At 66.7% G+C, this 24748-nt stretch carries 26 protein-coding genes and 2 pseudogenes; 13 read left to right on the forward strand and 15 right to left on the reverse strand.

Going from position 1 to position 24748, the window contains the following annotated elements:
- Positions 1–201, forward strand: a pseudogene (locus AB0F41_RS19850) (hypothetical protein); the annotation flags it as partial.
- 435 nt (positions 202–636) lie between these two features.
- Here the strand turns inward: AB0F41_RS19850 and AB0F41_RS19855 are convergent.
- Together AB0F41_RS19855 and AB0F41_RS19860 are read right to left on the reverse strand one after the other, a co-directional pair.
- Positions 637–1452: an alpha/beta hydrolase gene (locus tag AB0F41_RS19855; RefSeq protein WP_357425808.1), complete on the reverse strand. Its 816-nt coding sequence runs from the start codon at positions 1450–1452 to the stop codon at positions 637–639.
- 406 nt (positions 1453–1858) lie between these two features.
- Positions 1859–2347 (reverse strand): helix-turn-helix domain-containing protein, encoded by a 489-nt coding sequence (locus tag AB0F41_RS19860; protein ID WP_357425810.1) that lies wholly within the window; start codon positions 2345–2347, stop codon positions 1859–1861.
- Between the two features lie 87 nt (positions 2348–2434).
- On the opposite strand from AB0F41_RS19860, the gene AB0F41_RS19865 reads away from it, so the two are divergent.
- Both AB0F41_RS19865 and AB0F41_RS19870 read left to right on the forward strand, forming a co-directional pair.
- The gene (locus AB0F41_RS19865) at positions 2435–3073 is read left to right on the forward strand and encodes a dihydrofolate reductase family protein (RefSeq protein ID WP_357425812.1); all 639 of its coding nucleotides are present in this window, start codon (positions 2435–2437) and stop codon (positions 3071–3073) included.
- A 318-nt stretch (positions 3074–3391) separates the two neighbouring features.
- Positions 3392–4480, forward strand: a complete 1089-nt coding sequence (locus tag AB0F41_RS19870) for a hypothetical protein (protein WP_357425814.1) — start codon at positions 3392–3394, stop codon at positions 4478–4480.
- Positions 4481–4725: 245 nt separating this feature from the next.
- Here AB0F41_RS19870 and AB0F41_RS19875 read toward each other — a convergent pair whose 3' ends face one another.
- The 5 genes and pseudogenes from AB0F41_RS19875 to AB0F41_RS19895 all read right to left on the reverse strand — a co-directional run bounded on the left by AB0F41_RS19875 (position 4726) and on the right by AB0F41_RS19895 (position 8502).
- Positions 4726–5409: a type 1 glutamine amidotransferase domain-containing protein gene (locus AB0F41_RS19875; protein ID WP_357425816.1), complete on the reverse strand. Its 684-nt coding sequence runs from the start codon at positions 5407–5409 to the stop codon at positions 4726–4728.
- Between the two features lie 70 nt (positions 5410–5479).
- Positions 5480–5710, reverse strand: a pseudogene (gabD2, locus tag AB0F41_RS19880) (succinic semialdehyde dehydrogenase); the annotation flags it as partial.
- A 151-nt stretch (positions 5711–5861) separates the two neighbouring features.
- The gene (locus AB0F41_RS19885) at positions 5862–6692 is read right to left on the reverse strand and encodes a hypothetical protein (RefSeq protein ID WP_357425818.1); all 831 of its coding nucleotides are present in this window, start codon (positions 6690–6692) and stop codon (positions 5862–5864) included.
- Between the two features lie 453 nt (positions 6693–7145).
- Complete coding sequence (locus AB0F41_RS19890; protein ID WP_357425820.1) at positions 7146–7463, reverse strand: hypothetical protein; 318 nt, start codon at positions 7461–7463, stop codon at positions 7146–7148.
- Between the two features lie 55 nt (positions 7464–7518).
- Entirely contained in the window at positions 7519–8502 is a 984-nt protein-coding gene (locus AB0F41_RS19895) for a DJ-1/PfpI family protein (RefSeq protein ID WP_357425822.1), read from the reverse strand.
- Between the two features lie 131 nt (positions 8503–8633).
- Between AB0F41_RS19895 and AB0F41_RS19900 the strand changes: the two genes are divergently transcribed.
- Entirely contained in the window at positions 8634–9224 is a 591-nt protein-coding gene (locus AB0F41_RS19900; RefSeq protein ID WP_357425824.1) for an isochorismatase family protein, read from the forward strand.
- Positions 9225–9242: 18 nt separating this feature from the next.
- Here the strand turns inward: AB0F41_RS19900 and AB0F41_RS19905 are convergent, their stop codons facing one another.
- The 3 genes from AB0F41_RS19905 to AB0F41_RS19915 all read right to left on the reverse strand — a co-directional run bounded on the left by AB0F41_RS19905 (position 9243) and on the right by AB0F41_RS19915 (position 11268).
- Positions 9243–10097: a chromosome condensation regulator gene (locus tag AB0F41_RS19905; RefSeq protein ID WP_357425826.1), complete on the reverse strand. Its 855-nt coding sequence runs from the start codon at positions 10095–10097 to the stop codon at positions 9243–9245.
- 185 nt (positions 10098–10282) lie between these two features.
- A complete protein-coding gene (locus AB0F41_RS19910; RefSeq protein WP_357425828.1) occupies positions 10283–10474 on the reverse strand; it encodes a DUF397 domain-containing protein in 192 nt (63 codons plus the stop codon).
- Positions 10468–11268 carry a helix-turn-helix transcriptional regulator gene (locus tag AB0F41_RS19915; protein WP_357425830.1) on the reverse strand — a complete coding sequence of 267 codons (801 nt, stop codon included), beginning with the start codon at positions 11266–11268 and terminating at the stop codon, positions 10468–10470. The genes AB0F41_RS19910 and AB0F41_RS19915 overlap by 7 nt, the downstream gene beginning before the upstream one ends.
- 350 nt (positions 11269–11618) lie before the next feature.
- On the opposite strand from AB0F41_RS19915, the gene AB0F41_RS19920 reads away from it, so the two are divergent.
- Positions 11619–11813 carry a hypothetical protein gene (locus tag AB0F41_RS19920; protein ID WP_357425832.1) on the forward strand — a complete coding sequence of 65 codons (195 nt, stop codon included), beginning with the start codon at positions 11619–11621 and terminating at the stop codon, positions 11811–11813.
- Between the two features lie 163 nt (positions 11814–11976).
- Here AB0F41_RS19920 and AB0F41_RS19925 read toward each other — a convergent pair whose 3' ends face one another.
- The 3 genes from AB0F41_RS19925 to AB0F41_RS19935 form a co-directional block, all read right to left on the reverse strand.
- On the reverse strand, positions 11977–12546 hold the full coding sequence (locus AB0F41_RS19925) for a hemerythrin domain-containing protein (protein ID WP_357425834.1): 570 nt from the start codon (positions 12544–12546) through the stop codon (positions 11977–11979).
- A gap of 210 nt (positions 12547–12756) precedes the next feature.
- The gene (locus tag AB0F41_RS19930) at positions 12757–14046 is read right to left on the reverse strand and encodes an MFS transporter (RefSeq protein WP_357425836.1); all 1290 of its coding nucleotides are present in this window, start codon (positions 14044–14046) and stop codon (positions 12757–12759) included.
- A 118-nt stretch (positions 14047–14164) separates the two neighbouring features.
- Positions 14165–15049, reverse strand: a complete 885-nt coding sequence (locus tag AB0F41_RS19935; protein ID WP_357425838.1) for an aldo/keto reductase — start codon at positions 15047–15049, stop codon at positions 14165–14167.
- Positions 15050–15349: 300 nt separating this feature from the next.
- Between AB0F41_RS19935 and AB0F41_RS19940 the strand changes: the two genes are divergently transcribed.
- Positions 15350–15808 carry a nuclear transport factor 2 family protein gene (locus tag AB0F41_RS19940; RefSeq protein WP_357425840.1) on the forward strand — a complete coding sequence of 153 codons (459 nt, stop codon included), beginning with the start codon at positions 15350–15352 and terminating at the stop codon, positions 15806–15808.
- A gap of 103 nt (positions 15809–15911) precedes the next feature.
- On the opposite strand, the gene AB0F41_RS19945 is transcribed toward AB0F41_RS19940, so the two are convergent.
- The gene (locus AB0F41_RS19945) at positions 15912–16331 is read right to left on the reverse strand and encodes a PASTA domain-containing protein (protein WP_357425842.1); all 420 of its coding nucleotides are present in this window, start codon (positions 16329–16331) and stop codon (positions 15912–15914) included.
- 112 nt (positions 16332–16443) lie between these two features.
- On the reverse strand, positions 16444–17823 hold the full coding sequence (locus AB0F41_RS19950) for an FAD-dependent oxidoreductase (protein WP_357425843.1): 1380 nt from the start codon (positions 17821–17823) through the stop codon (positions 16444–16446).
- A gap of 412 nt (positions 17824–18235) precedes the next feature.
- On the opposite strand from AB0F41_RS19950, the gene AB0F41_RS19955 reads away from it, so the two are divergent.
- From AB0F41_RS19955 to AB0F41_RS19985, 7 genes are all read left to right on the forward strand, one after another.
- Positions 18236–19174 carry a TauD/TfdA family dioxygenase gene (locus tag AB0F41_RS19955; protein ID WP_357425845.1) on the forward strand — a complete coding sequence of 313 codons (939 nt, stop codon included), beginning with the start codon at positions 18236–18238 and terminating at the stop codon, positions 19172–19174.
- Positions 19175–19464: 290 nt separating this feature from the next.
- Positions 19465–20109 carry an ABC transporter permease gene (locus AB0F41_RS19960; protein WP_357425847.1) on the forward strand — a complete coding sequence of 215 codons (645 nt, stop codon included), beginning with the start codon at positions 19465–19467 and terminating at the stop codon, positions 20107–20109.
- A gap of 64 nt (positions 20110–20173) precedes the next feature.
- Complete coding sequence (locus AB0F41_RS19965) at positions 20174–21556, forward strand: ABC transporter ATP-binding protein (protein ID WP_357425849.1); 1383 nt, start codon at positions 20174–20176, stop codon at positions 21554–21556.
- Complete coding sequence (locus tag AB0F41_RS19970; RefSeq protein WP_357425851.1) at positions 21553–22290, forward strand: ABC transporter permease; 738 nt, start codon at positions 21553–21555, stop codon at positions 22288–22290. The genes AB0F41_RS19965 and AB0F41_RS19970 overlap by 4 nt, the downstream gene beginning before the upstream one ends.
- The gene (locus AB0F41_RS19975; RefSeq protein WP_357425853.1) at positions 22287–23282 is read left to right on the forward strand and encodes a glycine betaine ABC transporter substrate-binding protein; all 996 of its coding nucleotides are present in this window, start codon (positions 22287–22289) and stop codon (positions 23280–23282) included. Before AB0F41_RS19970 ends, AB0F41_RS19975 begins: the two co-directional genes overlap by 4 nt.
- A gap of 72 nt (positions 23283–23354) precedes the next feature.
- On the forward strand, positions 23355–24140 hold the full coding sequence (locus AB0F41_RS19980) for an SAM-dependent methyltransferase (protein WP_357425855.1): 786 nt from the start codon (positions 23355–23357) through the stop codon (positions 24138–24140).
- 112 nt (positions 24141–24252) lie between these two features.
- Positions 24253–24732 carry a MarR family winged helix-turn-helix transcriptional regulator gene (locus AB0F41_RS19985; protein WP_357425857.1) on the forward strand — a complete coding sequence of 160 codons (480 nt, stop codon included), beginning with the start codon at positions 24253–24255 and terminating at the stop codon, positions 24730–24732.
- Positions 24733–24748: the final 16 nt, after the last annotated feature.

Here is a 24748-nt window from a genome sequence, read left to right on the forward strand (position 1 = left end):
TACGGTGCCGGGGCCGCCGGGTTCGACGGATCCGGGGCGGTCGCGGAAGTCGAGGGATGGGGTGGTGCCGGGGCCGCCGGGTTCGACGGATCCGGGGCGGTCGCGGAAGTCGAGGGATGGGGTGGTGCCGGGGCCGCCGGGTTCGACGGATCCGGGGCGATCGCGGAAGTCGAGGGAAAGGGAAGAAAGATTATCGGTTGACGTCATGGATTGGGCGCCCCTCTCTAGCCTTCCCATTGTCGATTCTTCCCGTTCCTGGGCGGACTTATTCGCTCGACGGCAGGTAATAATTGTTCTCTGCGCATAACGCGCGATATTTCTCTGTGCATAATGCAACGGTGTGCACTATGGGTTGTCTGCCCGCATTACTTCGAACGGCTCCGTGGGCCCGAACCGATTGCTGTCCTGGTCGGACCACGACCACCGCGCAGATGATGCTCAGTGAGAGGCCGAGGGTGCCGGATATCGCCCGCTGAATGTCCTGGGCCGGTCGCGTCGAGATCGGTGGTGAGCGACGGGATCGCTACCGCCGGCACCCCGTTGTCGATCACCGGCACCATCGTGCACAGGCACCAGCACCGCCAGGATGAGCCGGCGCCGGGGATGCCGTTGCGTGCCGGAGGGGTGCGTCATAGCTCAGCTCCCCTGGCGCTCGAGGAGGGCGACGATCTCACGGACCGCGTCGGCGACCGCGGGGGAATCCTTACGCAGGATCTTGCCGTGGTCGCTGGTGACCCTCGCGCTGACCTTCAGGTTCGGGTTCCGCTCCAGGTACGGGTCGAGAGTACGGCGCATCTGCTCCAGCTCACCGCCCTTGTCGTAGACGGTGTCGGCCGAGGCGGCCACGTACCGGACCGGGCGGCTCATGCCGTCGAGGATGGGACCGAGGGCGGCGTGCAGCGCATGGGACTCGATCTGGATCTCGGCATGCTGGTCGGCGCTCATCCGCGCGGCCAGGCCCATCGGGGCGACCAGCGGCAGCAGCAACCGCATGCGGCGGAACGTTTTGCGGAGCCGTTCCCGGCCGGCCTCGTCGGTCCAGCCGGACGGGTACGGGCCGTCCACCCCTACCACACCCAGGGCCCGGTCCGGGTGGCGGTCGGCCCAGTGCACCCCCAGCAGCGCGCCGTAGGACCAGCCCACCAGCAGCGGCTGGTGCACTTCCCGCGCCGCGAGGACCGCGTCGATATCGCGCAGGCACGCCTCGAAGGAATAGTCCTCGGATCGCTTCGACTTGCCGCGGGCGCGTTCGTCGAAGGTGATGTGCCGGTAGCCGGGACCGAGGTCGGCGATTACCCGCTGCCAATGCCGTTGGCTTGCATAGGAGCCGTTCAGGTAGACGATCGGGCGGCCGGAGCCGCCGGTGTCGCTCACGGCCAGCGCGGTGTCGTCGACGGGCACCATGCCGGTCCAGGTCGAGTCGGCCGAGTGCGGAGTGAAGTTGCCGGACATTGTTTTCCTTTCGTTGATGCGCCGGGGAAGGCCGGTGCATCCGTTCTGTGCTCTTGTTCGGTAACTTTCGCCGGGCCGGCTGTCACGGTCCTGACACCGCCCTGACATAGCCGCTGATACGGTGTTTTGCCTGGTCGCGGGGATTTACACGGCGAAATGAACATGGTTTGTGAACGAACCGAGGCAGCTCCAGGGCATGGGTCGATCGGTGCTCACCGGTCCTGTGGCCGGGCCGGATGCCGCGCGTTCGTGAGCGGCCCACCACCTACGCGGCGCTGACGTGTAGGCGCGTTTCGGTTCGACCTCAGGGCCTTCTTACAAAGGCGTCGGGACGCGTGAACGTTCAGACGTCGGAGTTCGAGACGGCCGGTTCGTGCGCATCACTGCCACTGGACCATGCGTCCGCTCACTGTGTCGCGGCTTCGAAGGCCTGCTGCAGTCGTTCGGACGCGAGGGGGCGTTCGGGGGCGGGTCGCGGAATGCCGAGGTGAATCTCGCGCAGCTCGTCGATGAGGTCGTCGACCAGGTCCGGGGACTCGGCCAGGATCCGAGCGCGCACGGTCAATGCGTGTGAGGTGGGCCGATGATGCATGCCCCAGGCCCCGAGGGCCACCATCACCGGAACCGTCTGAATCCCTGCCTCGGTGAGCGAATACGCCGCCCGCTGCCCGCGCGTCGCATCGTCGCGGGAGAGCAGGCCCTCCTCGACCAGTTTCCGGAGGCGGCCGGCGAGGATGTTCGACGCGATGCCTTCGTCGTTGCGGGTCAGGAGTTCGCGGAAGTGCCGGCGACCCCCGAAAACGATATCGCGAAGCACGATGAGGCTCCAGGCGTCGCCCAGCACCTCGACCGCCGCATTGATCGCGCACCCTGATCGGGGCTGTTCTCTCGCCATCCGACCTCCAAAGTGATTGCAGATGGAAACCACTCTACGTTACGATCCAAGTGATTTCATATTGCAACCACCTGTATCGGAGCCATCATGTCCCGTACGCGAGTCCACAACCTCTTCGTCTCCTCGGACGGGTATGCCGCCGGCGATCACGTGACGTTCGACGCGCCGATCGGCGGAGCGCAGGCGCTTTTCAGCAAGTTCGACGGACGCGTCATCGAGGGCATCCACGGAATCGACGAACCGGTGACCGTGGACCGCGCCATGTTCAGCATGTGGGGGCAGGGCATCGGGGCGGAGATCATGGGTCGTCGCAAGTTCGGCCCGCAGTCGGGCGAATGGCCGGACGACGGCTGGCAGGGATGGTGGGGTGATGCCCCGCCCTTCCGCACCCCGGTCTTCGTCCTGACCCATTACCCGCACGAAACACTCGAGTTCGACAACGGCACCAGTTTCCACTTCGTGGATGCCTCGCCGCAGGAGGCGCTTCGCCTGGCGCAGGAGGCAGCCGGCGGGCTGGACGTCCGGATCGGTGGCGGGCCGACCACGGTGGGTGAGTTCCTCCAGGCCGATCTCATCGATTTCCTGCACGTGTCGATCATTCCGATCGTGCTCGGTGCCGGTGTTCGGATCTGGGATCACCTCGCCGGCCTGGAAGGGCGATTCAGTGTCGAGTCCGTCAGCACCTCCAGTGGTCTGACGCATCAGCTCTGGAACCGCAGGCGGTGAGAGCGGGTGGCTCGAGTCGATGGCAGTCACCAGTGTCGACCGTGATTCGAGCTCATCGAGCTGCCGAGCGCTTACGGGCGAGCGATCGAACCGGGCAGTCCGCGCCTTGCGCTGGCTAATCGCCTCGAAGCAGAAGGGCGCGATGATCGACGGTGGCGCAGGCCTGGCCTCGACAACGAACTCGGCGCGCCGGTGATGTTTCCGGGCGGTCGAGTTCCGCTTCAACGTCTGACCTGACCGAGAAATTTGGGAGCCCCAGGCGCATGAATTGCTTCAGAGGCGGCACTGGGGCGTTCTCGACAAGGATAGCATTCAGATGTGTCCGGGGATTATGCCGCAACAGACGTGTGGGATCTGCTGTCCGAGCGCCGTCTGGATCCGTTTCTGAAGGCGGCCGGGGGTGATCGCGACGCTGCGCTCAAGCTGTACGTGTGGTCCAGCCGCACAGCCGCAGTATCGTTCGAAGTGGTCGGGCACCTTGAGGTGTTACTTCGGAACGCCTTGGACAGGGAGCTGCGGGCATACTTCGACGAGTCATCGATCGGCATCCCATGGTTTTTGATGCCAGTTCCTGACGGTGCCGACCTTTCCGAGGCCGTGGATGCGGTCCGGGCACGTCTACGGCCGATGAAGCGTGAGTCGCGCCACCAGATCGTCGCCGGGCTGAGCTTCGGGTTCTGGTCGGGTCTGCTGGGACGCAAATATGAACAGCTCTGGCGTGATTGCTTGCGCCATGCATTTCCGAATTCGTCAGGGCAACGGAAACAGCTTTCGGTAGCGGTCGAAGGTGTGCGCAAGTTCCGTAACCGGCTTGCGCACCACGACAGCCTACTGAACGTCGATGTTCCGTTTGAAATTCGACGGGTTATCGAAGTGGCGTCGTTCATAGATTCTTCGGCTGCGAAGTGGTTGCAAGAAGTGAGTACCGCCATGGATCAGTATGCGCTACGTCCGATAGCAGTTGCGGATACCGCGGTTGTTGCTGCGAAAGATGCATGGCCTCTGTACCAGCACTGCAACGCCTACGTTTGTCAACCGGGCAGGTTCTTTCGTCCCGTCGAGCGGATCGCGTTCTACTTCGATTCCCACATCCAATCGGACATTCCGCGCATCCAATACCGTCGTGACAATGTCGAATGGTCTGCGGCGTCGGCTGATCGGCTTCGCAAGTCTGTCGACGTGATGGACCGCAAGATTGCCCGCGTCATCGATGAGTCGAGGTCGCACGGGTGGATTGCGGGTTCCTATCAGGTATTTCTTCTCACTCACGCAGGTGACCCCGTACATCGACAGTTGAGTTGCCCGCTACCTCACCGCGGAATCGGCCGAGGTTCTGCATTCACACAGCGGCAGCGCTACGTTTCACTACACGCGCTCGAGGTATCGACGACCACAGACGATCTTTGACCCGGTCCTTGTGCAGTGGGACCGGGGCGGGGAAGGCTTGGCAAGCTGGATGGAAGGGGGACCGGCCTCGGCCTCCATGCTCCGACCGTGCGGCGGGCCGGCCGGGTGGACGCTCTTCGGCTCGCGGTCCAGATCGGAGGTATCAATGACTTCATGCCCACTGGTGAGCGATCGATACGCACCGTGTTCGAGGCGCATCACGCTGTGATCGGTCCTCGTTCTGGCTCGACAATCGGATGGACGAGTCATAGCCGAGCTGCGACCGCCTTCGCCGTCTTCTTGGCGGATGTGGGGTTCTGCCCCGTCACCAGGTTCCCGTCCACCACGGCGTAGGGGACGAACGGCAGTGTGGCCTTCTCGTAGCGGGCGCCGCGCTTCTTGATCTCCGCCTCGGCGTTGTAGGGCACGAGCTTGTCGACTCGGGCGAGGACTTCCTCTCGCCAGGCGAACCCGGTGAGCCTGCGCCCGGAGACGAGGTGCGTGCTGTTGGAGAGTTCGGTGTTGAGCAGGCCGCAGTAGCCGTGGCACACCGAGGCGACGATTCCGCCCCGTTCGTAGATCTCGCGGGTGATGCGTTGCAGGCCCGCGCTGCCGGGGAAGTCGTACATCACCGCGTGCCCGCCGGTGAAGTAGATGGCGTCGTAGTCGGCCGAGTCGATGTCCTCGGGTGCGTAGGTGTTCGCCAGCAGCGCCATGCGGGCCGGGTCGGCACGCCACGCCTTGGCGGTCTGGTCGTAGTTGGGGAATTTCAGCGACCGCGGTTCCAAGGGGGTGGGGCCGCCCGCCGGGCTGACGATGGCCTGCTCGAATCCATGCTCTTCGAACACATGCCAGGAGTGGGTGAGTTCGGACAACCACAGTCCGGTCGGGTGGGACGGGTCGTCGTCGTGGCCGACGTTGGTGACGACGTTCAAGATGCGCTTGGTCATGCGTGATCGTCCTTTGTTCGTCGTTGGTGCCTGCTTGTACCTTCTTTTCGCTGGTGCGACCGTTGTCGATTCAGTGTGCACCCACCCGCCGGAGTGTTCGGAGCGCGAGGGTGAGGATTCGGGGCCACCGGTCGTGGCCGATACCGCGTGGTGGGTTGAAGCCTTGTAGGCGCTGGTGCGCGACGGTCTGGGGTTCGGTGTACTTCAGCAGCCCGTCGGCACCGTGGCGACGACCGAGACCGGAGTCACCCATACCGCCCATCGGGGCGTCGATACTGCCCCAGGCGGCGGCAACAGCTTCGCCGTCTCGGCGCGGGTCGGCGTACCCGCCCCGGGATCAACCCCAAGGTCGCTCTCCTCCAGGAAACCTTGCTCCAGCGGCGTGCGCTGCGCCGATACCGTAGCTGGCTGAACAGTCGTGCCGCGTGAAATGATCCGCTACCCGGAATGGGCTAGGGCGATTTCGGAGGGGCCGGTGATCCGGCGCGGTCCGGCCGTTCGACCGCCGGGCCGTGTGTTTCGGCGAAGAACTTGTTCCAGACCCTTTCGTGTTCGGACCAGTAGTTCGCGAACGAGTACCAGTCGAGATGTTCGGTCATCCGCTCGCGTGCTTCGTCTCGCGACATCAGATCCGTGTCGGCCGCCATGTAGAGGTGCATCGCAATGTCATCGACAAGTCCGATATCAGGGCCTCCCTCGCGCATGATCTCCCAGCGCACTTGACCGGCGACCAGTTCGCTCTCGGCTTCGGAGAGCCGGCGCAGCCGCAGATTCCGTTCGAGCCAGCTGGTGTAGTCCTCATCGGGGTGGGGCGGCAGGGGGCCGGGGTCGAACTGGCCGGGATATGCGTGTCCGACCTCGTGCGCGAGTACCGACGTAGCTTTCAGCGGATCGCTCTTCAGGGATTCGTCGATCACAATTGTCTTGGTCCAGTTCCGAGTCGCACCGAGCGAATCGATGGCGCCGTACCCGATGGTCCAGCCCTCGGCGCGCAGATTCGCCAACTGTTGCCGCAGAAAGGGAGACATCGCGGCGTAGCGCTCCACGGTGGGGTCGATCTCGGAGGTCACCGGTGATTCCGGCTCTGCCGGGTCGTCGTGAACGGCGTGGAAAATTGCCGAGCCGGTCTTCGCGGCGACCATCATCGAGACCCCTAGGCCTACAACCTCCCATGTGGTGAAACCCGGGCGGCGATCGAGCTCCTGCAGTGCCTCTGTTCCCCGCATGCCGTGGGCGATACCGCGGTATTTGGCAGACGTCTGGACCGCCGCGGATTTCACCACCCGGGAAGACTGTGCTCCGAGCCGGCGCAGCGCTGCAGTGAGGAGGCCGGCAGTGGGGGCCTTCACCGGTGCGGGCGCGCCACGGTGGACAGCCGGTGGGAATCGGCACGGTCGGCGCTCTCGTGGGCAACATGCCGGATTGAGTCAGCCATGGTCACTACCGCTTTCGTCCCGCTGTGACGAAAGGCTAACGAGCGGCCGGCGGACGCGGCAACGGCCCGGGCGCACAGAGTTTGCCCTGGTTATTGTGAACGTTGCACCGCTCTTCGAGGCCGGGACCGGTCAGGTCGGGCGTAACGGCTGCAGATTGCGGCGAATCACCGCAGGGTGGGCGACCGTGACCGAGGAGACCGGAGTCGCCCGGCGCCGGAGGCTTTCCGGCTTCCCGCAGCGATATCGAGCGCGCCGAGCTGATGGACACGGCCGCTGACAAGCAGGTCCACCGGGCGTGACCTACGCCTGGATGACCTCGACCCGTACCAGCGCGCCCGGTGCGTCGCAACTGGCCCAGGACTGGTTCTGCCCGTACTGGGCCGGGCCGTACTTCCAGTAGGTGAACGGGACGGGCCACGCGACGCAGGTGAGTTTCACCTGATGCCAGGTGGGCAGCTCGCAATTGGCCATCCCGCCGGTATTGAAGACGTTGTAGACATGACAGTTGGCCTGCCACACCGGCACGTCGGCCTGGGCAACGCCACCACCAGCGAGAACGGCGGTCGCGGTCGCGGTGGCAACGGCGGCGCCGGCAGCGAGTCGCTTCGCAGTAAGCATTCCGAACCTCCTGAATTGATGTTGTCTGGATCACATCGCTCAGGTGGTGTGGTTGTTACTCGAGCCGGCGGAACCGGCTCCGGTACTCCGCCGGTGTGACGCCGAGACCGCGCCGGAACGCCCTGCCCAGCGTGTCCACGGTGCCGAAGCCGCAGGCCGTGGCGATTCTGGCGAGGGTGTCGTCGCTGGTCTCCAGCCGGTTGCGGGCGATCTCGACACGGGCGGACTCGAGGTAGGCCGCCGGGGTAGTGCCGAGTTCCTGTTTGAAAATCCTGGTGAGCTGGCGGTCCCCGACGTGGATATGGGCGGCGAGATCGGCCACGGTCAATGCTTCGGACGCGTGCTCGGCGATGTAGTGGCGCAGTGCGTCGACGCGGCGGGTCGTCGATATCGGCTCCAGCGGCACGCTGAACTGGCTCTGCCCGCCGGGCCGCGTGAGATACATGACGAGCTGCCGGGCGATTCGTAGCGCGTACTCGTGCCCGAAATCCTCGGCGACCAGGGCCAGGGTCAGATCGAGGCACGCCGTCAGACCCGCTCCCGTCCAGATATCGCCGTCCCGGATGAAGATCGGGTCGGCGTCGACGGTGATCTCGGGATGATCCGCGGCGAGCTGGGCGGCGGTGGACCAGTGGGTGGTGGCGCGCTTGCCGTCGAGGAGTCCCGCTTCCGCGAGGACGTGGGCGCCCACGCAGACCGACGCGACCCGGCGTGTGGTCCCGGCCAGTTTCCGCACCCACCCCACAACCGCCGGATCGACCAGCGCCGTGACCCGGCGGTCGCCGTCGTCCTCGACGGCGCCGGGCACGACGAGAGTGTCGATCGCTCTCTCCGCGACCTCGGCGAAGGTCGCGTCGGGCAGGATCCGCACCCCGGCGGAGGTGGTCACCGGATCCATCGTCTGCGCGGCGAGGACGACCTCGTAGCCCGTCGGCCCATCCATCTCCCGTCCCAGGAGGGAGAAGACTTCCGGCGGCCCGGTGACGTCGAGGAGATCGATCCGGTCGAACAAGGTGACGACGACCAGTCTTTCGATCACGGTCGCTCCTCTCCGTCCCGATGTCGGTATTTGCAGGTTACTCGACATTGCCGACATTCGTGCCCGCTCATAGCGTGAACGGTGCCCGGCGAACCGCGGGCGGAGCACCACTTCTCCGAAGGACAACGCATATGACGACGACTACTCTGCGCCGGCTCAACGGCCTCGACGACACCCCCGCCGAGCTCGCGAACTCGACCCTCCTCATGGTCGACTACCAGAACACCTACACCCGTGGCGTGATGGAGCTGGACGGTTGGGAGCCCGCCCTGGGCGCGGCCGCCGACCTGCTCGCCCGGGCGCGTGCGGCCGGAGCCGCCATCATCCATATCGTCAACGACGGTGGGCCGGGAACTCCCTACGACATCCACGCCGAGATCGGCCGGATCCACGATCGGGTGGCCGCGCTCGACGGCGAGGCGGTGGTGGTCAAGACCGCGCCGAACGCCTTCGTCGGCACCGACCTCGCCCGCCTGGTCGACACCGCGAACAAGCGGGACGTCGTCCTCGCCGGGTTCATGACGAACATGTGCGTCCAGTTCACCGCCGAGGGGTGTTTCCTGCGCGGGAAGACGCCGACCGTGGTCGCCGACGCCTGCGCGACCCGGCCACTGCAGACCGTCGTCTCCGAGGTGCCCGCCGATCAACTGCACAAGGCGGCGCTGGCGACGGTCGCCGACCTGTACGGGGTCGTGGTGCGGACCGCCGCAGACCTCGGCTGAACATCCAGAAGAGGGCGGTCATCCGAGGGTCCGGATGCCCGCCCACTCGCCGACATCGCATCGGCCGTCCGCACGGTCGCCCACGGCAAGGACGGTGCCGTCACTCCTGAGGCCGAGCGTGTGGGCGGCGCCCGCCGCGACCGCGACGATATCGCGCCAACCACCCACATCGCACTGCCCGTGGCCGTTGTCGCCGGTCGCCCGCACCCGGCCGTCCGCGAGCACCCCGACGGTGTGGTGGCTACCCGCCGCCACGGACACGATCCCGGTCCACCCCTCGATATCGCACGCGCCCGAGCCGCGCTGCCCGGTCGCCGTCAGGGTTCCGTCGGCTCGCAGGCCCACCGTGTGCAGGTATCCCGCCGTGATCGCGGTCAGGTCCCGCCACCCGGCGACATCGCACTGACCGAACCGATTGTTGCCCGTAGCGACCGCGGTGCCGTCCGCCCGGACCCCGGCGGAATGCCAGTCGCCGGCGGCCAGCGCGACGATCTCGCGCCAACCTCCGGTCTCGCACTGCGCTTCGTTGTCGCGACCAGACGCGACGACAGTGCCGTCCGCGCATAATCCCAGGGAAAACCGCCAGCCCGCAGCCACGGATATGACCCGCCGCCACTCTGCGACGGCACACTGCCCGTCGCCGTTCCAGCCTGTGGCCACGACGGTTCCGTCCGACCGCAATCCGAGGGTGTGCGACTTACCGGTGTTCCGGGCGGCGTGGACGTTCCCGGCCGCCACAGCGACGATGTCGCACCACGCCGGAACGTCGCACTCACCGGCAGAACCGTTTCCGGTGGCGATGACGGTTCCGTCCGAACGCAAACCGACCGAATGACGCCTGCCGGCGGCAAGTACGGCTGGATTCTCCCGCATCGGCGGCGTTACCTTTCTGCGCTGTTCGACCGCTCCGGGGCCGGGCGTACGCTCGGCCGTCGGCCTGGCCCCGTCTTGTCCCGTTCCAGCCAAGCTGCACAACGTTTCAGATAGGCGGCCAGTCGGTCACGCTTGAATTCGAGGAGATCCCAATCATCGAATAAATGGATGAGCTTTGGATGATCTTATGGTTGTTCTGGATCGAACTCGCCATTTTTTACACCTCGGATGAAGGCGTCCCATTCGGCATTCGTGAATTCCGCGGTTCCGGCGTCCGGTGCGTTCGAATTACGGACGAGAAAATTTCCGTCCGGTGTCCTGGCGACCTCAACGCATGTTTCAGGATTCGTGAAACTGGACTTCCGCCAATTCAACATTTCTTACTCCACGCCTTTTCTAGCCCATGTACAAATTTCTTCGACTCCGCCGGAGTCAGGGCTATGCTCCTCGCTTGATCGAACACGGCCGAAAAATAGCCTACTTCATCGGCATTTGTGATGAACCGGCCGCCGCCGTACCCCTCCAGGTGCACTCGCGGTGTTCCCCACGGATGCGTCATGAGCGCGAAGTTGCCGAGCCTGAGGGCTTCATGGTTGCCGGCGCTGTAGGTGGAGATCCGCAGTGTGACCGTGGGAAGTTCGGACAGTTGGAGGTAGGTAGCCATCTGCTCGGCCATGACCTGAGGCGTCCCGACCATGAGGTGCAGTGCCGATTCGGGTTGCACGAGGTCGATTTCCAGGTCGCCTGAGCGGACACGTTTCTGTCGGTAGAGCCGTTGCTCTACCGACCGCTGAATATAGGTGTCCGATACGCCGGTAATGCCGACACGGGAAATCAGTGCCTCGGTATACCGGGGAGTCTGAAGCAGCCCATAGACACCTCGGGGCTCGTGGGCCTTGATCGCCGTGGCCGATTGCTCCATCCCCAGGTAGGTCGATACCCAGTCGGGTGTCTCGCTGTCGACGGACGGAACGCTGGACAGCATCGCGGCCAGTTCGTCCAAGGTGAGCCCCAGGGCTTCGGCGTAGCGGGAGCGTTGACCCGGTTGCGGAGTCGACTCGTCACGTTCCCACTTGCCCAGCGTTGTGCGGTCCACACCGACTGCCTCGGCCACCTCCTCCTGAGTCCTGCCGATGGCCTTACGGGCGTCGATGAGGCGTTGCCGTCGCATGGATCCATCATATGTACATCGCGTGCGCCGTGGATCCCGTTGCCCACCAAGGCAACCATTGAGGTATCCGGACTGTCCGAACCTAAGGGGTACACGATGACTGCGCTGATACAACGGATTCCGCGGCACGACGACATCCCACGACAGACCGCGGAGTTGTTGCCGCTGACTACGCTTGCCACGTTTGCAGATGCGCTCAGGAGGTGGACATGCGACCACTCGGAGCGGTCGGTGAGCCCTGCGTGCCAGGCGGGCGGTTTCCAGGCTCCGAAGGTCGAATCCGATGCGCGGCACGCCGAATCCGCGTGGCGACGTGACGAGCTGGGCGACCGAGGGAACGGGGGAGACGCGTGCATTTCGTAGTGAAAGTGAGTTGTTATGGGTCGAAGTGGCTCATCTACGTGCCGGCGTTCGGTGTCACCAGGATCGTCGACGACAAGTCCGCGATCCGGGCGGAGGCGCGGAAGGCGATCGCCCAGTGTGGGGCGGCGCCGAAGATTTTCGATATCGATCTCGAGCTGGGACGGGTGATCGACGGAAAGTGAGCGCGCGGGACCCGCGGGGCAGCTGCGGTCGATCGACGTCGGCCAGCCCGGCACCGCGACATGGCAGGTGTTGGCGGACCCATGCAATCAACGCTATCGCTGATTGCGGTACGACCCGGGGGAGACCGAACCGCTGTTTCAGCAGCTGCGTCGAATTGCTGGATCAAGTTCGCTTCAGGGTGCCGACACTCAAGGATCCGTTGGGTGCGGTCCGCGCTTTGTCCGCGGCCGTACGGACGTAGCCTTCCGGATCCTTGTCCACGGCCTGGACGCCGGCGTAGTTCCGCGCCTCGTATGCGGCGAAGGCGACGGCCAGTTGATGGCGGCGGGGCAGGGCGGCCAGGCGGCGGAACTCGGTGAGACCTTCGCGTTCTTCTTCGGCCATATGGTCGCTGTTGGCCGTATTCGCGGCCGCGACGGCCGCGAACCAGTCATCGGTGCCGGTCCGATGGCGACCCACCTCCGCCACGGCGTCTCTGATCTCGTTGTGATCGTGGATGGCGTCGAGGGTCTCCTCCCGGACCGCCGCCGCGCGCCGGGCCGCGCGACCCACCTGCAGCAGCTCGGGGTAGAAGATCTCCTCTTCCGCCTGCGCGTGCAACTCGAGAAAAGCGGCCAGCCGGTCCCAGATCGCGGAAAGGATGTCGGTATCCCTGCGGTCGATCTGCTCCAGGATGGCGAACAACCGCCGCTGCTCCTGGTGGTCGTCGAGGATCAGGTCGGTGATATCCATCAGGCCTCCCTATCGGCGCACGTCAGGTCGGTGTGGAATGCTGGGGCGGGCTGCTGTCGCGTGGTCCGCCTGTCATGAGGAGCCGACGATAACCCACCACTGGGTGCCCGTGCCGCCGGTGGATCGGCGAGCCGCGCCGCACGCCGGATGCCATTTCCTTCGTCCTCGCCCTGCATCCGTGACCGGCGGCCGGCCGCTCTTTCTGTGAGTTCAGCCGGCGAGGTCCTTGTCGAGGGACTGGTGCGGGTGCGAACTACCGCGGGCCCACACCGCGTGGACCCCGGCCGGTCCGGCACCGCGGTCGGTCGCGAGAATCAGTGCCGCGCAACCGATTCCCGACAGCACCAGGCTCGTCCCGAACAGGGCCGGGTAGCCGAGTAGTTCCCCGATCGTGCCGGCGGCGAACCCGGCGATCCCCTGCCCCACCACGACCGCGCAGGCCAGCAGGGTGTAGTCGCTACCGGCATGGTCGGCGTCGGAGGCGTCCATCATCAGGGTGAACACCGCGACGGTCGCGGCGCCGCCGAGAATGTGTTCGGCCATACTCGCGGTGACGATCAGGGGGAATCCGCCGACACCCAGCGCGGAGAACAGGTACAGCGCCAAGCTCGCGGTCTGGGTGACACCACCGATCAGCAGCGCGTTCCGCCGGCCGTGCCGGAAGCACAGCCAGCCGCCCAGGGCCGCGCCCGCGAGTGCGCCGGCCGACGACAGGGCTCCTTTCACCAGCGCTATCTGCCCGAGGGTGAGGCCGGTATCGGACATGAACGGGCCGACCATCGCCGAACCCATCGAGTCGCCGAATTTGAATCCGCCGATCAGCAGGATGAATACGAGCATTCCGGGCCGCCGGAGCCTTTTCCACCAGCCGGTCGTCAACCTTCCCGGGTTCGCCGGCGCTTTCGCCGAGGTGCTGCGGATCGTGGTGCGCGGCGACCACCACACCGGGATCGCGGAGAGCAGCAGCAGCATCGACATCGCCACGAACAGGGTTCGCCAGCCGGCGAGCGAGAACAACCACAGCAGCGCGCCGCCGCCGACGATCATGCCGATGCGGTAGGCGCCGACCTGGATACCGTTGCCCAGGCCGCGTTGCCGGGGTCCGAGGAGCTGGACCGCGAGACCGTCGGTCGCGATGTCCTGGGTCGCGGAGACCGCGTTGACCACGGCGATGCCGATCAGCAGCCAGCGCAGTGACGACGACAGGTCCAGGCAGGCGAGGCCCAGCGTGACCGCCGACGCGGTGAGTTGCAGGGTCAGCAGCCACTGCCGCCGGGTGCCGTAGTGGTCGACGTAGGGGGCCCAGAGGAATTTCAGGGCCCACGGGGCGAACAGGACGCCCGTGGCGCTGATCTCGATCAGGGAGAAGCCGGACTCGCGGAGTACGACGGGCAGGGCCTGGGTGAAGAAGCCGTACGGCAGGCCCTGCGCGAAGTAGAGGGCGGTCAGCAGAACCAGGGTCCCGGCGGAGATCGTGCCGGGGCGAGCCAGGGTTCCCATGCGGTCATCCTGGCAGACCCCCGGCCGATCCACCGCCCACGGTTCGGAGTGCGGGCGGGACGGGGCGGGGCGGCATAGCCGCCACGGCGGAACTACGGCCGGCGCGAGTGGAGGTGCGTCAGGCCTCGGGGATGGGTTTGCCGAAGGAGGCGAGTGTGACGTCCTCCGGTTCGGGACCGCCGCGCCGGCCGGTCTCCAATTCGTCGAGAGCGGCGAGTTCGGCCGGGGTGAGCTCGAAATCGAAAACGTCGATGTTTTCGGCGATCCGCTTGCGCTTGGTTGATTTGGGGATCACCGAACGGCCCTGCTGGAGGCCCCAGCGGAGTAGCACCTGGGCGGGGCTCTTGCCGTGCGCCTCGGCAATGCCGGTGACCACCGGATCCTCGAGCACGCTCTTGCGGTCCTCGCCCCAGCCCGGGTAATGGGTGATCCCGCCGATGGGAGACCACGCCTGGTTGAGGATGTCGTGTTTGTCGTCGAAGTCGAGTACGGCATGCTGCTGGAAGTAGGGGTGGATCTCGAGCTGGTTGACGGCGGGTACGACCGAGGTGGCGTCGAGGAGCCGGGTCAGGTGGTCGACCATGAAGTTGCTGACGCCGATGGCGCGGACCTTGCCGTCGGCGAGGAGCCGCTCCAGGGCACGGTAGGCGCCGAGAGTCCGGTCGAAATCCGAGGGCAGGGCCTGGTGCAGGATGAGCAGGTCGATCTGGTCGACGCCGAGTTTGGCGGCGCTCTTGTCGAAACCGTGCAGGGTTTCTTCGTAGCCGAAGTCGCTGATCCAGATCTTGGTCTCGATGAAGACGTCCTCGCGCGGCACCCCGGATTCGTGGATCGCCCGGCCGACCTCGCGTTCGTTGCCGTACGCCGCGGCGGTGTCGATATGCCGGTAGCCGAGTTCGAGCGCGGCGGAGACGGCGGCTGTGGTTTCGTCCGGCGGGGTCTGGAATACCCCGAGCCCGAGGGCGGGCATCCGGACGCCGTTGTTGAGGGTGAGCGTGTCCATCGGCGGAACCTTTCGTTCGGGGCGACGGGTTATGGGGCGTCCCGGCGGCCGGAGAAAGCGGCGGGACGGTGTTCTCCATGTAACGCGCTCTTGCGTCCGCGTGGGAGTTGCTGCTCTTCCGTGTAACGGCAGTACCTCGCAGGCGGCCGCCCGTGAGTTTACCGTGAAGTAGCAGGTACATGCCCCGCGGCGATATGAAGGGCCACCGGAAACGACTGACGACACGACAAGGAGAACCCACCTGATGCAGTACCGACCGCTCGGCCGCACCGGCGTCCAGGCCGGCATCGTGGAGGCCCGGTGAGTGTCGCGGGAACATCTTCTGTCGCCGCCGATGCGCCGGATGCCGAGATCCGGAGGCAGGTCGAGAAGATCGTCGAGGGGATCGAGGCCAAGGATCTCGAGGCACTGCGGCCGCTCTACGCGCCGGACGTCGTGTCCTTCGATATCGAACCGCCGCTGCAGCACGTGGGGATCGACGCGAAACTGCGGAACTGGGCGAAAGTGTTCACAGTCTTCGAGGAGGTGACCTACGAGATCCGCGATCTGGTTGTCACGGTGGGCGGTGATATCGCGTTCGGGCACGCCTTCGGAAGGCTCGGCGGCGTACTGAACAATGGCGCGGCCACCGGCGGGATGTGGGTGCGGATCACGTTCTGCTTCCGGAGGATCGAAGGCCGCTGGTCGGTCGTGCATGATCAGGTCTCGGTGCCGTTCGATATCGCGACCGGCAGTGGAGTGGCGGACCTCGCGCCCTGACTGTGGTCGCGGGTCCGCCGGTGATGCCAGGTGCGTAGCGCGTCGAAGACTCGCCGCCTAGCCGGTCGCCGCCTGTGAGCCGGCCGGGACCCGTCCTAGTGATTCAGGAGCAGTCGCCCGGTTCGCCGGTCTTCACGACCGACAGGACCGCGTCGCCCTCACCGACCGGCAGGCCGGCGGCGGGATTCTGGCCGACCACAACCCAATTTCGGTCCGCGATCTGTCTGCGACCGGCTCCGGTGGCGTCTTCGCTGCGGGAGAAGAACACTCCGGCGGCCTGGATCCGGTCCTGTGCGTCCTGCAGGTTCAGGCACACCACGTCCGGCATGGGTACGGCGACGGAATCGCTGCGGCCGGGGAGATCGGCGGCGGGCTCGGATCGGTCGGCCGGAACGGCCGTGACGGGTGTGGTCTGCGCCGGGGGGACGGCGGTGTGCACATCGGCGGTCTGCGTTTCGGTCGCCCCGCACGCCGTGGCCGTCAGTGCCGCCGCGATGGCCAGGTACGCCGCGATTCTCTGCATGCTTTTCCCTTCGCCCGGATATCTGCTGTGACTCAGATCACCGGGCAATCGTCGGCGGGTCCGCGCGGCGTTACAGGCGGACTCGGCATGGCGGGATTATGTCGCTCGCGGGTCAGCTCCGCGCCGGTCCGGCCGCGCCGGCCATCTCGTATTCCCGCACCTCGTGCGCCGCCCGCTCACCCGACCGCACCGCCCCGTCGACCCACCCGCACATGACCGCGGAACTCTCGGTGCCGGCCCAGTGGATACGTCCACATGGTGGGCGCAGGGCGTGCCCGAACTGAGTGAGGACCCCGGTGGGCGCGTGACTGAGCATGCCGCCGCCGGAGTAACGCTCCGTACTCCAGTCCTGTTCGATGTAGTCCTCGGGGGTGCGGGCCCGCTCGCCGAAGCGTTCGGCGAGTTCACCGAGGATCGTGTGGCGCCGGTCGGCGGTGTCGAACGCGCCGATCCGCCGGGCGACAGGACCCTCGGTGATGACACACAGGATCCCGGGGCGGCCGGTATCGGTGCAGGCGTCGATGGTGATGGTGGCCGGTGAGCCCGGAGCGGCCGACTGCCCGGACAGCCCGGCGGTCCGCCAGAACGGTTCGTCGTAGACGACGGAGGTCTTGATGATCGCGCCGCTCGGCATCCGCTGGTGCAGGAACGAGCGGTCGACGGGCAGCATCGGCTCGTAGTGGATCTGGCTCGCGATCGCCAGGGGGACGGCGACGATCGCCCGCCGGGCGCGCACGATGTGGTCGACGGCGTGCACGGTCACACCGCCGACGTCCTGCTCGATTCGGTGGACCGGCCGCGACAGCAGGACCGCGTCGCCGAGTTCGGCCGCCATCGGGCGGTAGACGGCTCCCATACCGCCGACCGGCCGGGAATCCTGGGCACCGTCCTCGACGCCGAGCATGAACGCCGGACCGCCCCCGGATGCCATCTGATACAGCGCGAACAGCAGTGAGACCTCCGAGCCCGCGGATGTGTAGGCGCCGGCGAGCGCGGCCTCCAGGAGTTCATGGGCGGCCTTCGAGACGACATGGGTGTTGAGCCAATGCTCCAGGGTCAGGCGATCCCACCGTTCGGCCTGCTCGGCGGTCCACGGCGCGTCCAGCGGGATGGTCTTGCACAGATGACCCAGATCGAGCAGGGCGGCGCCGAGGTTCATCGCCACCCACGGGCTCATCGACCACGGGATGGTGCCGCTGTAGCGGTACTCCTTGCCGTCGACGAGCATCATGGCCTCGCCGCCGGTGTACTGCTTATAGGCGGGTACTCCGTATTCCCTCATCAGAGCCTGGATCCGGTCCTGCCCGGGCCCCACCCAGGCGCCGCCTCTATCGATCCAGGACCCGTCGGGGCGGGTCTCGGTGAAGGTGCGCCCGCCGAGCCGGTCGCGTGCCTCGAGCATGGTGACCGAATGCCCTGCCTGTTTCAGTCGCAGGGCCGCGGTCGTTCCGGCGAATCCCCCGCCGATCACGCAAAAGTCGACGTCTTTCATGAGCGCCGCCTCGAGTCGAAGTTCTGTACGCGACCGCCGTGCGGGCGGGCGTACTACGGAACGCACCCGTGAGAGCGGGGTACGAAATCACGAAGAATCGGATTCGAGCATCGAGTTGTACGGCAATTCTAGGGCCGGAGCTCACCGCGTGGACACCTCGGCCGTTCCACTCCCGCCCGCAAGGCGATCGACGCGGCCGTCGGCGCCGGCTTCGGGCACCTCGTTATCGGCCTTCCGTCGCCGTACCCGGAGGGAATCGCGCGGTGGGTCGCCGGTGAAGTGATCGCCCCGGCGCGGCAGTCCCGGGCGCGGTTGACGGGGCTTCCGATCCGGGTGACCGAAATACTGGGCCTGCGGGTCGTGGCGTGGTTTCGTCTGTCCTGATCATCAGGTCGAGCGAAAGGCCCTGGTTATGACCGTCGACTACGCCCCCGGCACCCGGACCGCGGTACGGGTGACCCGGCTCGGTACCCATATCGGCGCGCGGATCGACGGGGTCCGGCTGGGCGGCGATCTGGACGCCGAAGCCGTGGTCGCGATCCGGTCGGCGCTGCACGAGCACAAGGTGATCTTCTTCCGCGATCAGCATCAGCTCACCGAGGACGGGCAGTACGAGTTCGCGCAGCTGCTCGGGGCGCCGACCACCCCCCACCCGACCGTCACCTCGGCGGGGGTGAAGAGCCTGGCGATCGATTCCCGGCACGGCCGGTCCAACAGCTGGCATACCGATGTGACGTTCGTGGACCGGGTGCCGAAGGCCTCGATCCTGCGGGCGGTCACCCTGCCGAGTTATGGCGGGTCCACGACCTGGGCGTCCACGGTCGCGGCGTACAACGCACTGCCGGAGCCGCTGAAGCGGCTCGCCGAGGGTCTGCGCGCCCGGCATACGAACCTCTACGACTACGCCGCCACCGCCGAGGACCATCCCGACGACGAGGTCGAGGCGTACCGGCGCGAATTCGAATCGCGCTATTTCGAAACCGAGCACCCGGTGGTGGAGGTGCACCCGGAGACCGGGGAACGCGCGCTGCTGCTGGGGCATTTCGTGAAACAGATCGTCGGCCTGACCGGCGACGAGTCGCATACGCTGTTCCGGCTGTTCCAGGATCGGGTGACGCGTCTGGAGAACACCACCCGGTGGAACTGGTCTCCGGGCGATGTCGCGATCTGGGACAACCGGGCCACCCAGCACTACGCGATCGACGACTACGACGGCGGCGAACACCGCCGGCTGACCCGTATCACGCTGGCGGGGGAGATTCCGGTGGGCGTGGACGGCGTACCGAGCACGGTGATCGCCGGTGACGCCGGGAACTATTCGACGGCAGGTCCGCTGCCGCGTGCGGCTTGAATCCGGCTGCCGCGTGCGGCTCGAATCCCGCTGCCGCGTGCCGCCCGAACCTCGGTACCGCGTGCTCGAGCCGACCTGCCGCGCCGCTCATCCGGCGCGGCAGGAGTATCTGTGTCACAGTGTTTTCGGTGGCCGAGTGATCTTCGGGGAGTCCGGGAGCCCCGGGAAATCGCCCGCCGCGCGCCGTCCGGGGCCGGACGCCCGGCATCCATTAGTCTCGACAGCTCGTGCGTCCGGCGATCATCATGCCACCCGGGGCCGGCCGGTATACGGATGACGAGGGGAATCCCGTGAATCTGTGGAGCTATATCCAGGGCCGAGGGGAGACGCTGGCATTCCTCACCTATCAGCATGCGTCCCTGGCATTCCAGACGGTCCTGGCGGGGACGGTCGTCGCCGTGCTGATCGCGGTCGCGGTCTACCGGCTGCCACTGATGTCGTCGCTGACGCTGACCTCGAGCCGGGTCGCGCTGACGATTCCGTCGCTGGCGCTGCTGGCATTGCTGCTGGTGCCCTTCGGGCTGGGCGTCGTCCCCTCGTTCCTGATGCTGGCGTTCTTCGCGGCGCTGCCGGTGATCGGTAACGCGATCGTGGGGCTGCGGTCGGTGCCGGCCTCGGTGATCGAATCCGCGCAGGGGATCGGATTTTCCCGCTGGCGGATCCTGTTCACCGTCGAACTGCCGATCGCCTGGCCGGTGATCCTCACCGGTATCAGAGTGTCCACCCAGATGATCGTCGGAGTCGCGGCCATCGTCGCCTATGTGCTCGGGCCGGGCCTGGGATCGCTGATTTTCAACGGGCTCTCACGGCTCGGCGGCGCCAACGCGCTCGAGATGGCCTTCACCGGAACCGTTCTCATCGTCCTCATCGCGTTGGTGTTCGACGCGCTGCTCGTCCTGCTCGGACGCTTCACGATCGCAAAGGGACTGTCATGACGCGATACCTCCGCCCATGCCTCGGCCGCCACGGAGCGCAGGCACCCGCTTCGAAGGAGGCGCAGTGACCGATGTGACCGACCGGCCGGCCCCCGAGTCGCCGGACCGCAATGTGACCGGTGCGGCCATCCACCTGGACGGCGTCGTCAAACGCTTCCGGGGCCAGGACAAGCCTGCGGTGCAACGCCTGGACCTGGAGATCGAGGCAGGCCATATGGTCGCCTTCGTGGGGCCGTCGGGCTGCGGCAAGACCACCACACTCAAGATGATCAACCGGTTGATCGAACCGACCGAGGGCCGGATCCGCATCGACGGCCGCGATGTCACGAAAGAGGATCCCGACAAGCTGCGGCAGTCGATCGGGTATGTGATCCAATCCGGCGGGTTGTTCCCGCATTGGACGGTGGCCCGCAATATCGGCGCCATCCCGCGGGTGCTCGGCTGGGACAAGAAGCGGATCGCCGAACGGGTCGAATACCTGCTCGAGCTGGTCGGCCTGGACCCTGCCCTCTACGCCGACCGGCTGCCCAAGGATATGTCGGGCGGGCAGCAGCAGCGGGTCGGTGTGGCCCGCGCGCTCGCGGCCGATCCGCCGGTGTTGTTGATGGACGAACCGTTCGGCGCGGTCGATCCGATCACCCGGGCCCGGCTCCAGGACAGTCTGATCGGAATCCAGCACGAACTCGGTAAGACCATCGTGATCGTCACCCACGATTTCGAGGAGGCCACCAAACTCGGCGACAAGGTGCTCATCCTCTCCGAGGGCGGCAAGGTCGAGCAGTACGCGCGGCCCGAGGAGATCCTCACCGATCCCGCGACACCGTTCGTGGAGGAATTCGTCGGGTCGGGCGCGAAACTGGCGTACCTCACCGTGCAGCGGGTACGGGATGTGGAATCAGACGAGGTGGTGACCGCCCGGGTCGGTGAACCGTCGCAGACGGTGATCGATCGCGCGAAGGCCGCCGGGCACACCTGGGTCGTGGTGGTCGATGCGGCGGGGCGGCCGCGGTCGTGGCCCACCATCACCGAATTGGCGACCAAACCGGAGGTCTCGGACTTCTTGGACCGGCGGCTGCCGGTGGTGGCGCGGTCGTCGACCCTCAACGACGCGCTAGACGCGATGCTCGCCACCAGCCAGGGTGCCACGCTCGTCACCGACGGCCGCGGGGCAGTGGTGGGGTCGCTGAGCATCGGTTTGGTCACCGAGCTGATCCGGGACAAACTCGCGGAGGTACGCGACGACGCGGCCGCCGTCTCCTACACGACCTATGTCGACGGCACCGATCCGGCGCCGACCCCCGTGGTCGCGGCCGACGACGAACCGCCGGTCCGCCCCGAAGACGGTGTCGCGAGTGATACCGGCACGGCGGACGGCGGCGATCCGGGCGCGGCGGATGCCGACGGACAACCGGCGGGCGGGGAGAACGGAAAGGCCGGCCCGTCGTGAACCGGCTGCGGCGCCTGCCGATCGACGTCTGGTTCGAACCGCTGATCATCGTCATCGTCGGGATCGGCTACATCCTCTGGTACCGCTCGGCGACGCTCACCCCCACCGAACAGGCCTCACTCGGCTGGTCCAGCCTGCAGACGACGATTCTCGAGCATGTCAAGCTCACCGTGGTGGCCACGGTGATCGTGGTCGTCCTCGCGATTCCGCTGGGGATCGCGCTGACCCGTCCCACCTTGAAACGGTTCGAGCCGCTGGCGGTCAATATCGCCAATATCGGTCAGGCGGCGCCCGCGGTCGGCCTGCTGGTGCTGTTCACCTTCTGGCTGGGCACCGGCTTCCGCACGGCGATCGTCGGTCTCGTCGTCTACGCCATCCTGCCGATTCTGCAGAACACGATCGTCGGATTGCGGCAGGTGGATCAGCGCACGATCGAGGCGGCGCGCGGCATCGGATTCTCGGGCGCGCGCACGCTGTTGCAGGTCGAACTGCCGCTGGCGGTGCCGGTCATTCTCAACGGGGTGCGGACCGCGCTGGTGATCCTGGTCGGCACGGCGACCCTGAGCACTTTCATCGGCGCGACGAGCCTCGGCACGCTCATCACCACCGGCGTCACCCTGTTCCTGCCCAAACTGCTCATCTCCGGCGCCGTCCTCGTCGCGTTGCTGGCGTTGATCATCGATTGGCTCGGCAGGCTCGTCGAACTGGCCGCGACTCCACGAGGTGTGTCATGAGAGCGTCACGTGCCCGGCCGGTCACGCTGATCGGTGTGCTCATCGCGACGGTATCGCTGCTGGCCGGATGCGGTCTGGTGAGTTCGTCCGGGACGTTCCACGACGCCCGGCTGCCCGACGGCGCGCGACCGCTGGACGGGGCGGAACTCACCGTCACCTCGAAGAGTTTCACCGAGGGCGTGCTGCTGGGCAAGATCACCGCGACCTATCTGGCCGCGGCCGGCGCCGAGGTCGCCGACCTGACCGGCGCGCCCGGTTCCGCGTCCTCGCGGCAGGCCCAGCTCAACGGCGACGCCGATATTCTCTGGGAGTACACCGGAACCGGCTGGGTCACGTACCACAACCAGACCGAGACCATCTCCGACCCGCAGGAACTGTGGCAGCGGGTGCACGATATCGAGAAGAGCGAGAACGGTCTGGAGTGGCTGCCGCCGGCCAACTTCAACGACACCTACGCGTTCGGCGCGTCCATGCCCACCGCCGAACGGCTGCGGGTGAAATCGCTGTCCGATGTCGCCGCGCTTCCGGTGGCCGAGCGCACCTTCTGCGTCGACGACGAATTCTTCAGCCGCTCCGATGGATTCGTCCCGATGCTTCAGAAGTACGGAATCCCGTACAACGATCCGAACGGCGTTCCGGCCGGGAATGTCACCCGGATGGACGCGGGGGTGGTGTACACGGCCACGGCCGAGGGGCAGCCGTGCAATTTCGGGATGATCTACACCACCGACGGCCGGGTCAAGAACCTGAATCTGGTGGTTCTGGCGGACGACCGGAAGTTCTTCCTGCCCTACAGCGGTACCGCGGTGGTGCGGGAGGAGGTGATCGAGCGGTATCCGCAGTTGCGGGAGTTGCTCGGCACCATCTCGCAGCGCCTCACGGACGATCTGATGCAGGAACTCAACGGCCGCGTCGATATCGACGGCGAGGATCCGGCCGATGTCGCCTACGACTGGTTGCGGAGCGAAGGGCTGGTCGCCGCCCCCGGGTAGGTCGCGGCGGTTCCACCGGTGGGCATCACCGACGGTCGCGAGACATGATGCCGGTCTTGTAAATTGACGTCTATGGAACCGAGGGCCGGCCTCAACGAGCAGGAACCGCATGTCGCGCGGATGTACGACTACTATCTCGGCGGCAAGGACCACTATCCGGCCGATGCGGAGGCCGCCGAGCAGGTGCTGGCGGCGCTGCCCGATGTCCGGCTCGCGGCCCAGCAGAATCGCGGTTTCATCCACCGGGTCACGCGGTTCCTCGCAGGCGAGGCGGGTGTGCGCCAGTTCCTCGATATCGGCACCGGAATCCCCACCGCACCGAATCTCCACCAGGTCGCCCAGGAGCAGGCCCCGGAGGCGCGGGTGGTCTATGTGGACAACGACCCGGTCGTGCTCGCGCACGCGCGGGCACTGATGGTCGGCACGCCGGAGGGGCGTACCGATTACATCCAGGCCGACGCCACCCGGCCGGAGGAGATCCTGGAGGCCGCGCGGCGCACCCTGGATTTCGACCGGCCCATCGGGCTGTCGCTGGTCGCGCTGCTGAACTTCGTGCCCGGGGCCGACGACGTCACCGAAACGCTGGTGCACGCGCTGCCGCCGGGCTCGTACCTGGCCATGACGTATCTGACCGGCGATTTCGATCCCGAGGGGGTCGCCGCGACGGCGGCGGTGTACCGGGAACGCGGTCTGTTCTGCGAACCCCGCGACAAGGCCGGGATCGCCACGCTGTTCAAGGGGCTCGACCTGCTCGAACCGGGACTCGTGCCGATCCACCGGTGGCGCCCGCCGATCGAGCCGCCGGCGTCGATGGACACGAAGATTCCCGGGTACGCCGGGGTCGCACGTAAGCCCTGACCATCCCCGCGCCCCGGCCGTTACCCGGGGTCGGCCGGGCTGTCCCGGTCGGGAACCTCCCCGCCCGTCAGGGGCGAGGGTAGATCGTCTGTAACGGAACTATCATGGGGTCATGACCGCTATGGCCCCTGTCGCAGCCGAACCGGACCTGTCCTTCCTGCTGGACCGCACCAGCCATGTTCTCCGTGGCCGGATGGCCGCCGCGCTGGCCGAGATCGGGCTGACCGCCCGGATGCACTGCGTGCTGGTCCACGCCCTGGAAGAGGAGCGAACCCAGGCCCAGCTGGCGGTGATCGGGGATATGGACAAGACCACCATGGTGGTCACGGTCGACGCGCTGGAGCGGGCCGGACTGGCCGAGCGCCGCCCCGCCGCGACCGACCGGCGGGCGCGGATCATCGCGGTCACCGCCGCGGGGCGGGATATGGCGACGCGGAGTCAGGAGATCGTCGACGGTGTCCATCGGGCGGCGCTCGAATCCCTGCCGTCCGCGGAGCGCGAGATCCTGCTGCGCGCATTGCGGCGATTGACCGAGGGGCATCTCGCCGCCGCGCCGGAGGCGCCCCCGGCGGCGCGCCGCGCGCGGCAGTAGTTCGTGAATAGATTGT

Origin of the sequence: Nocardia sp. NPDC024068 (assembly GCF_040638875.1) — a bacterium.
GTDB lineage: Bacteria > Actinomycetota > Actinomycetes > Mycobacteriales > Mycobacteriaceae > Nocardia.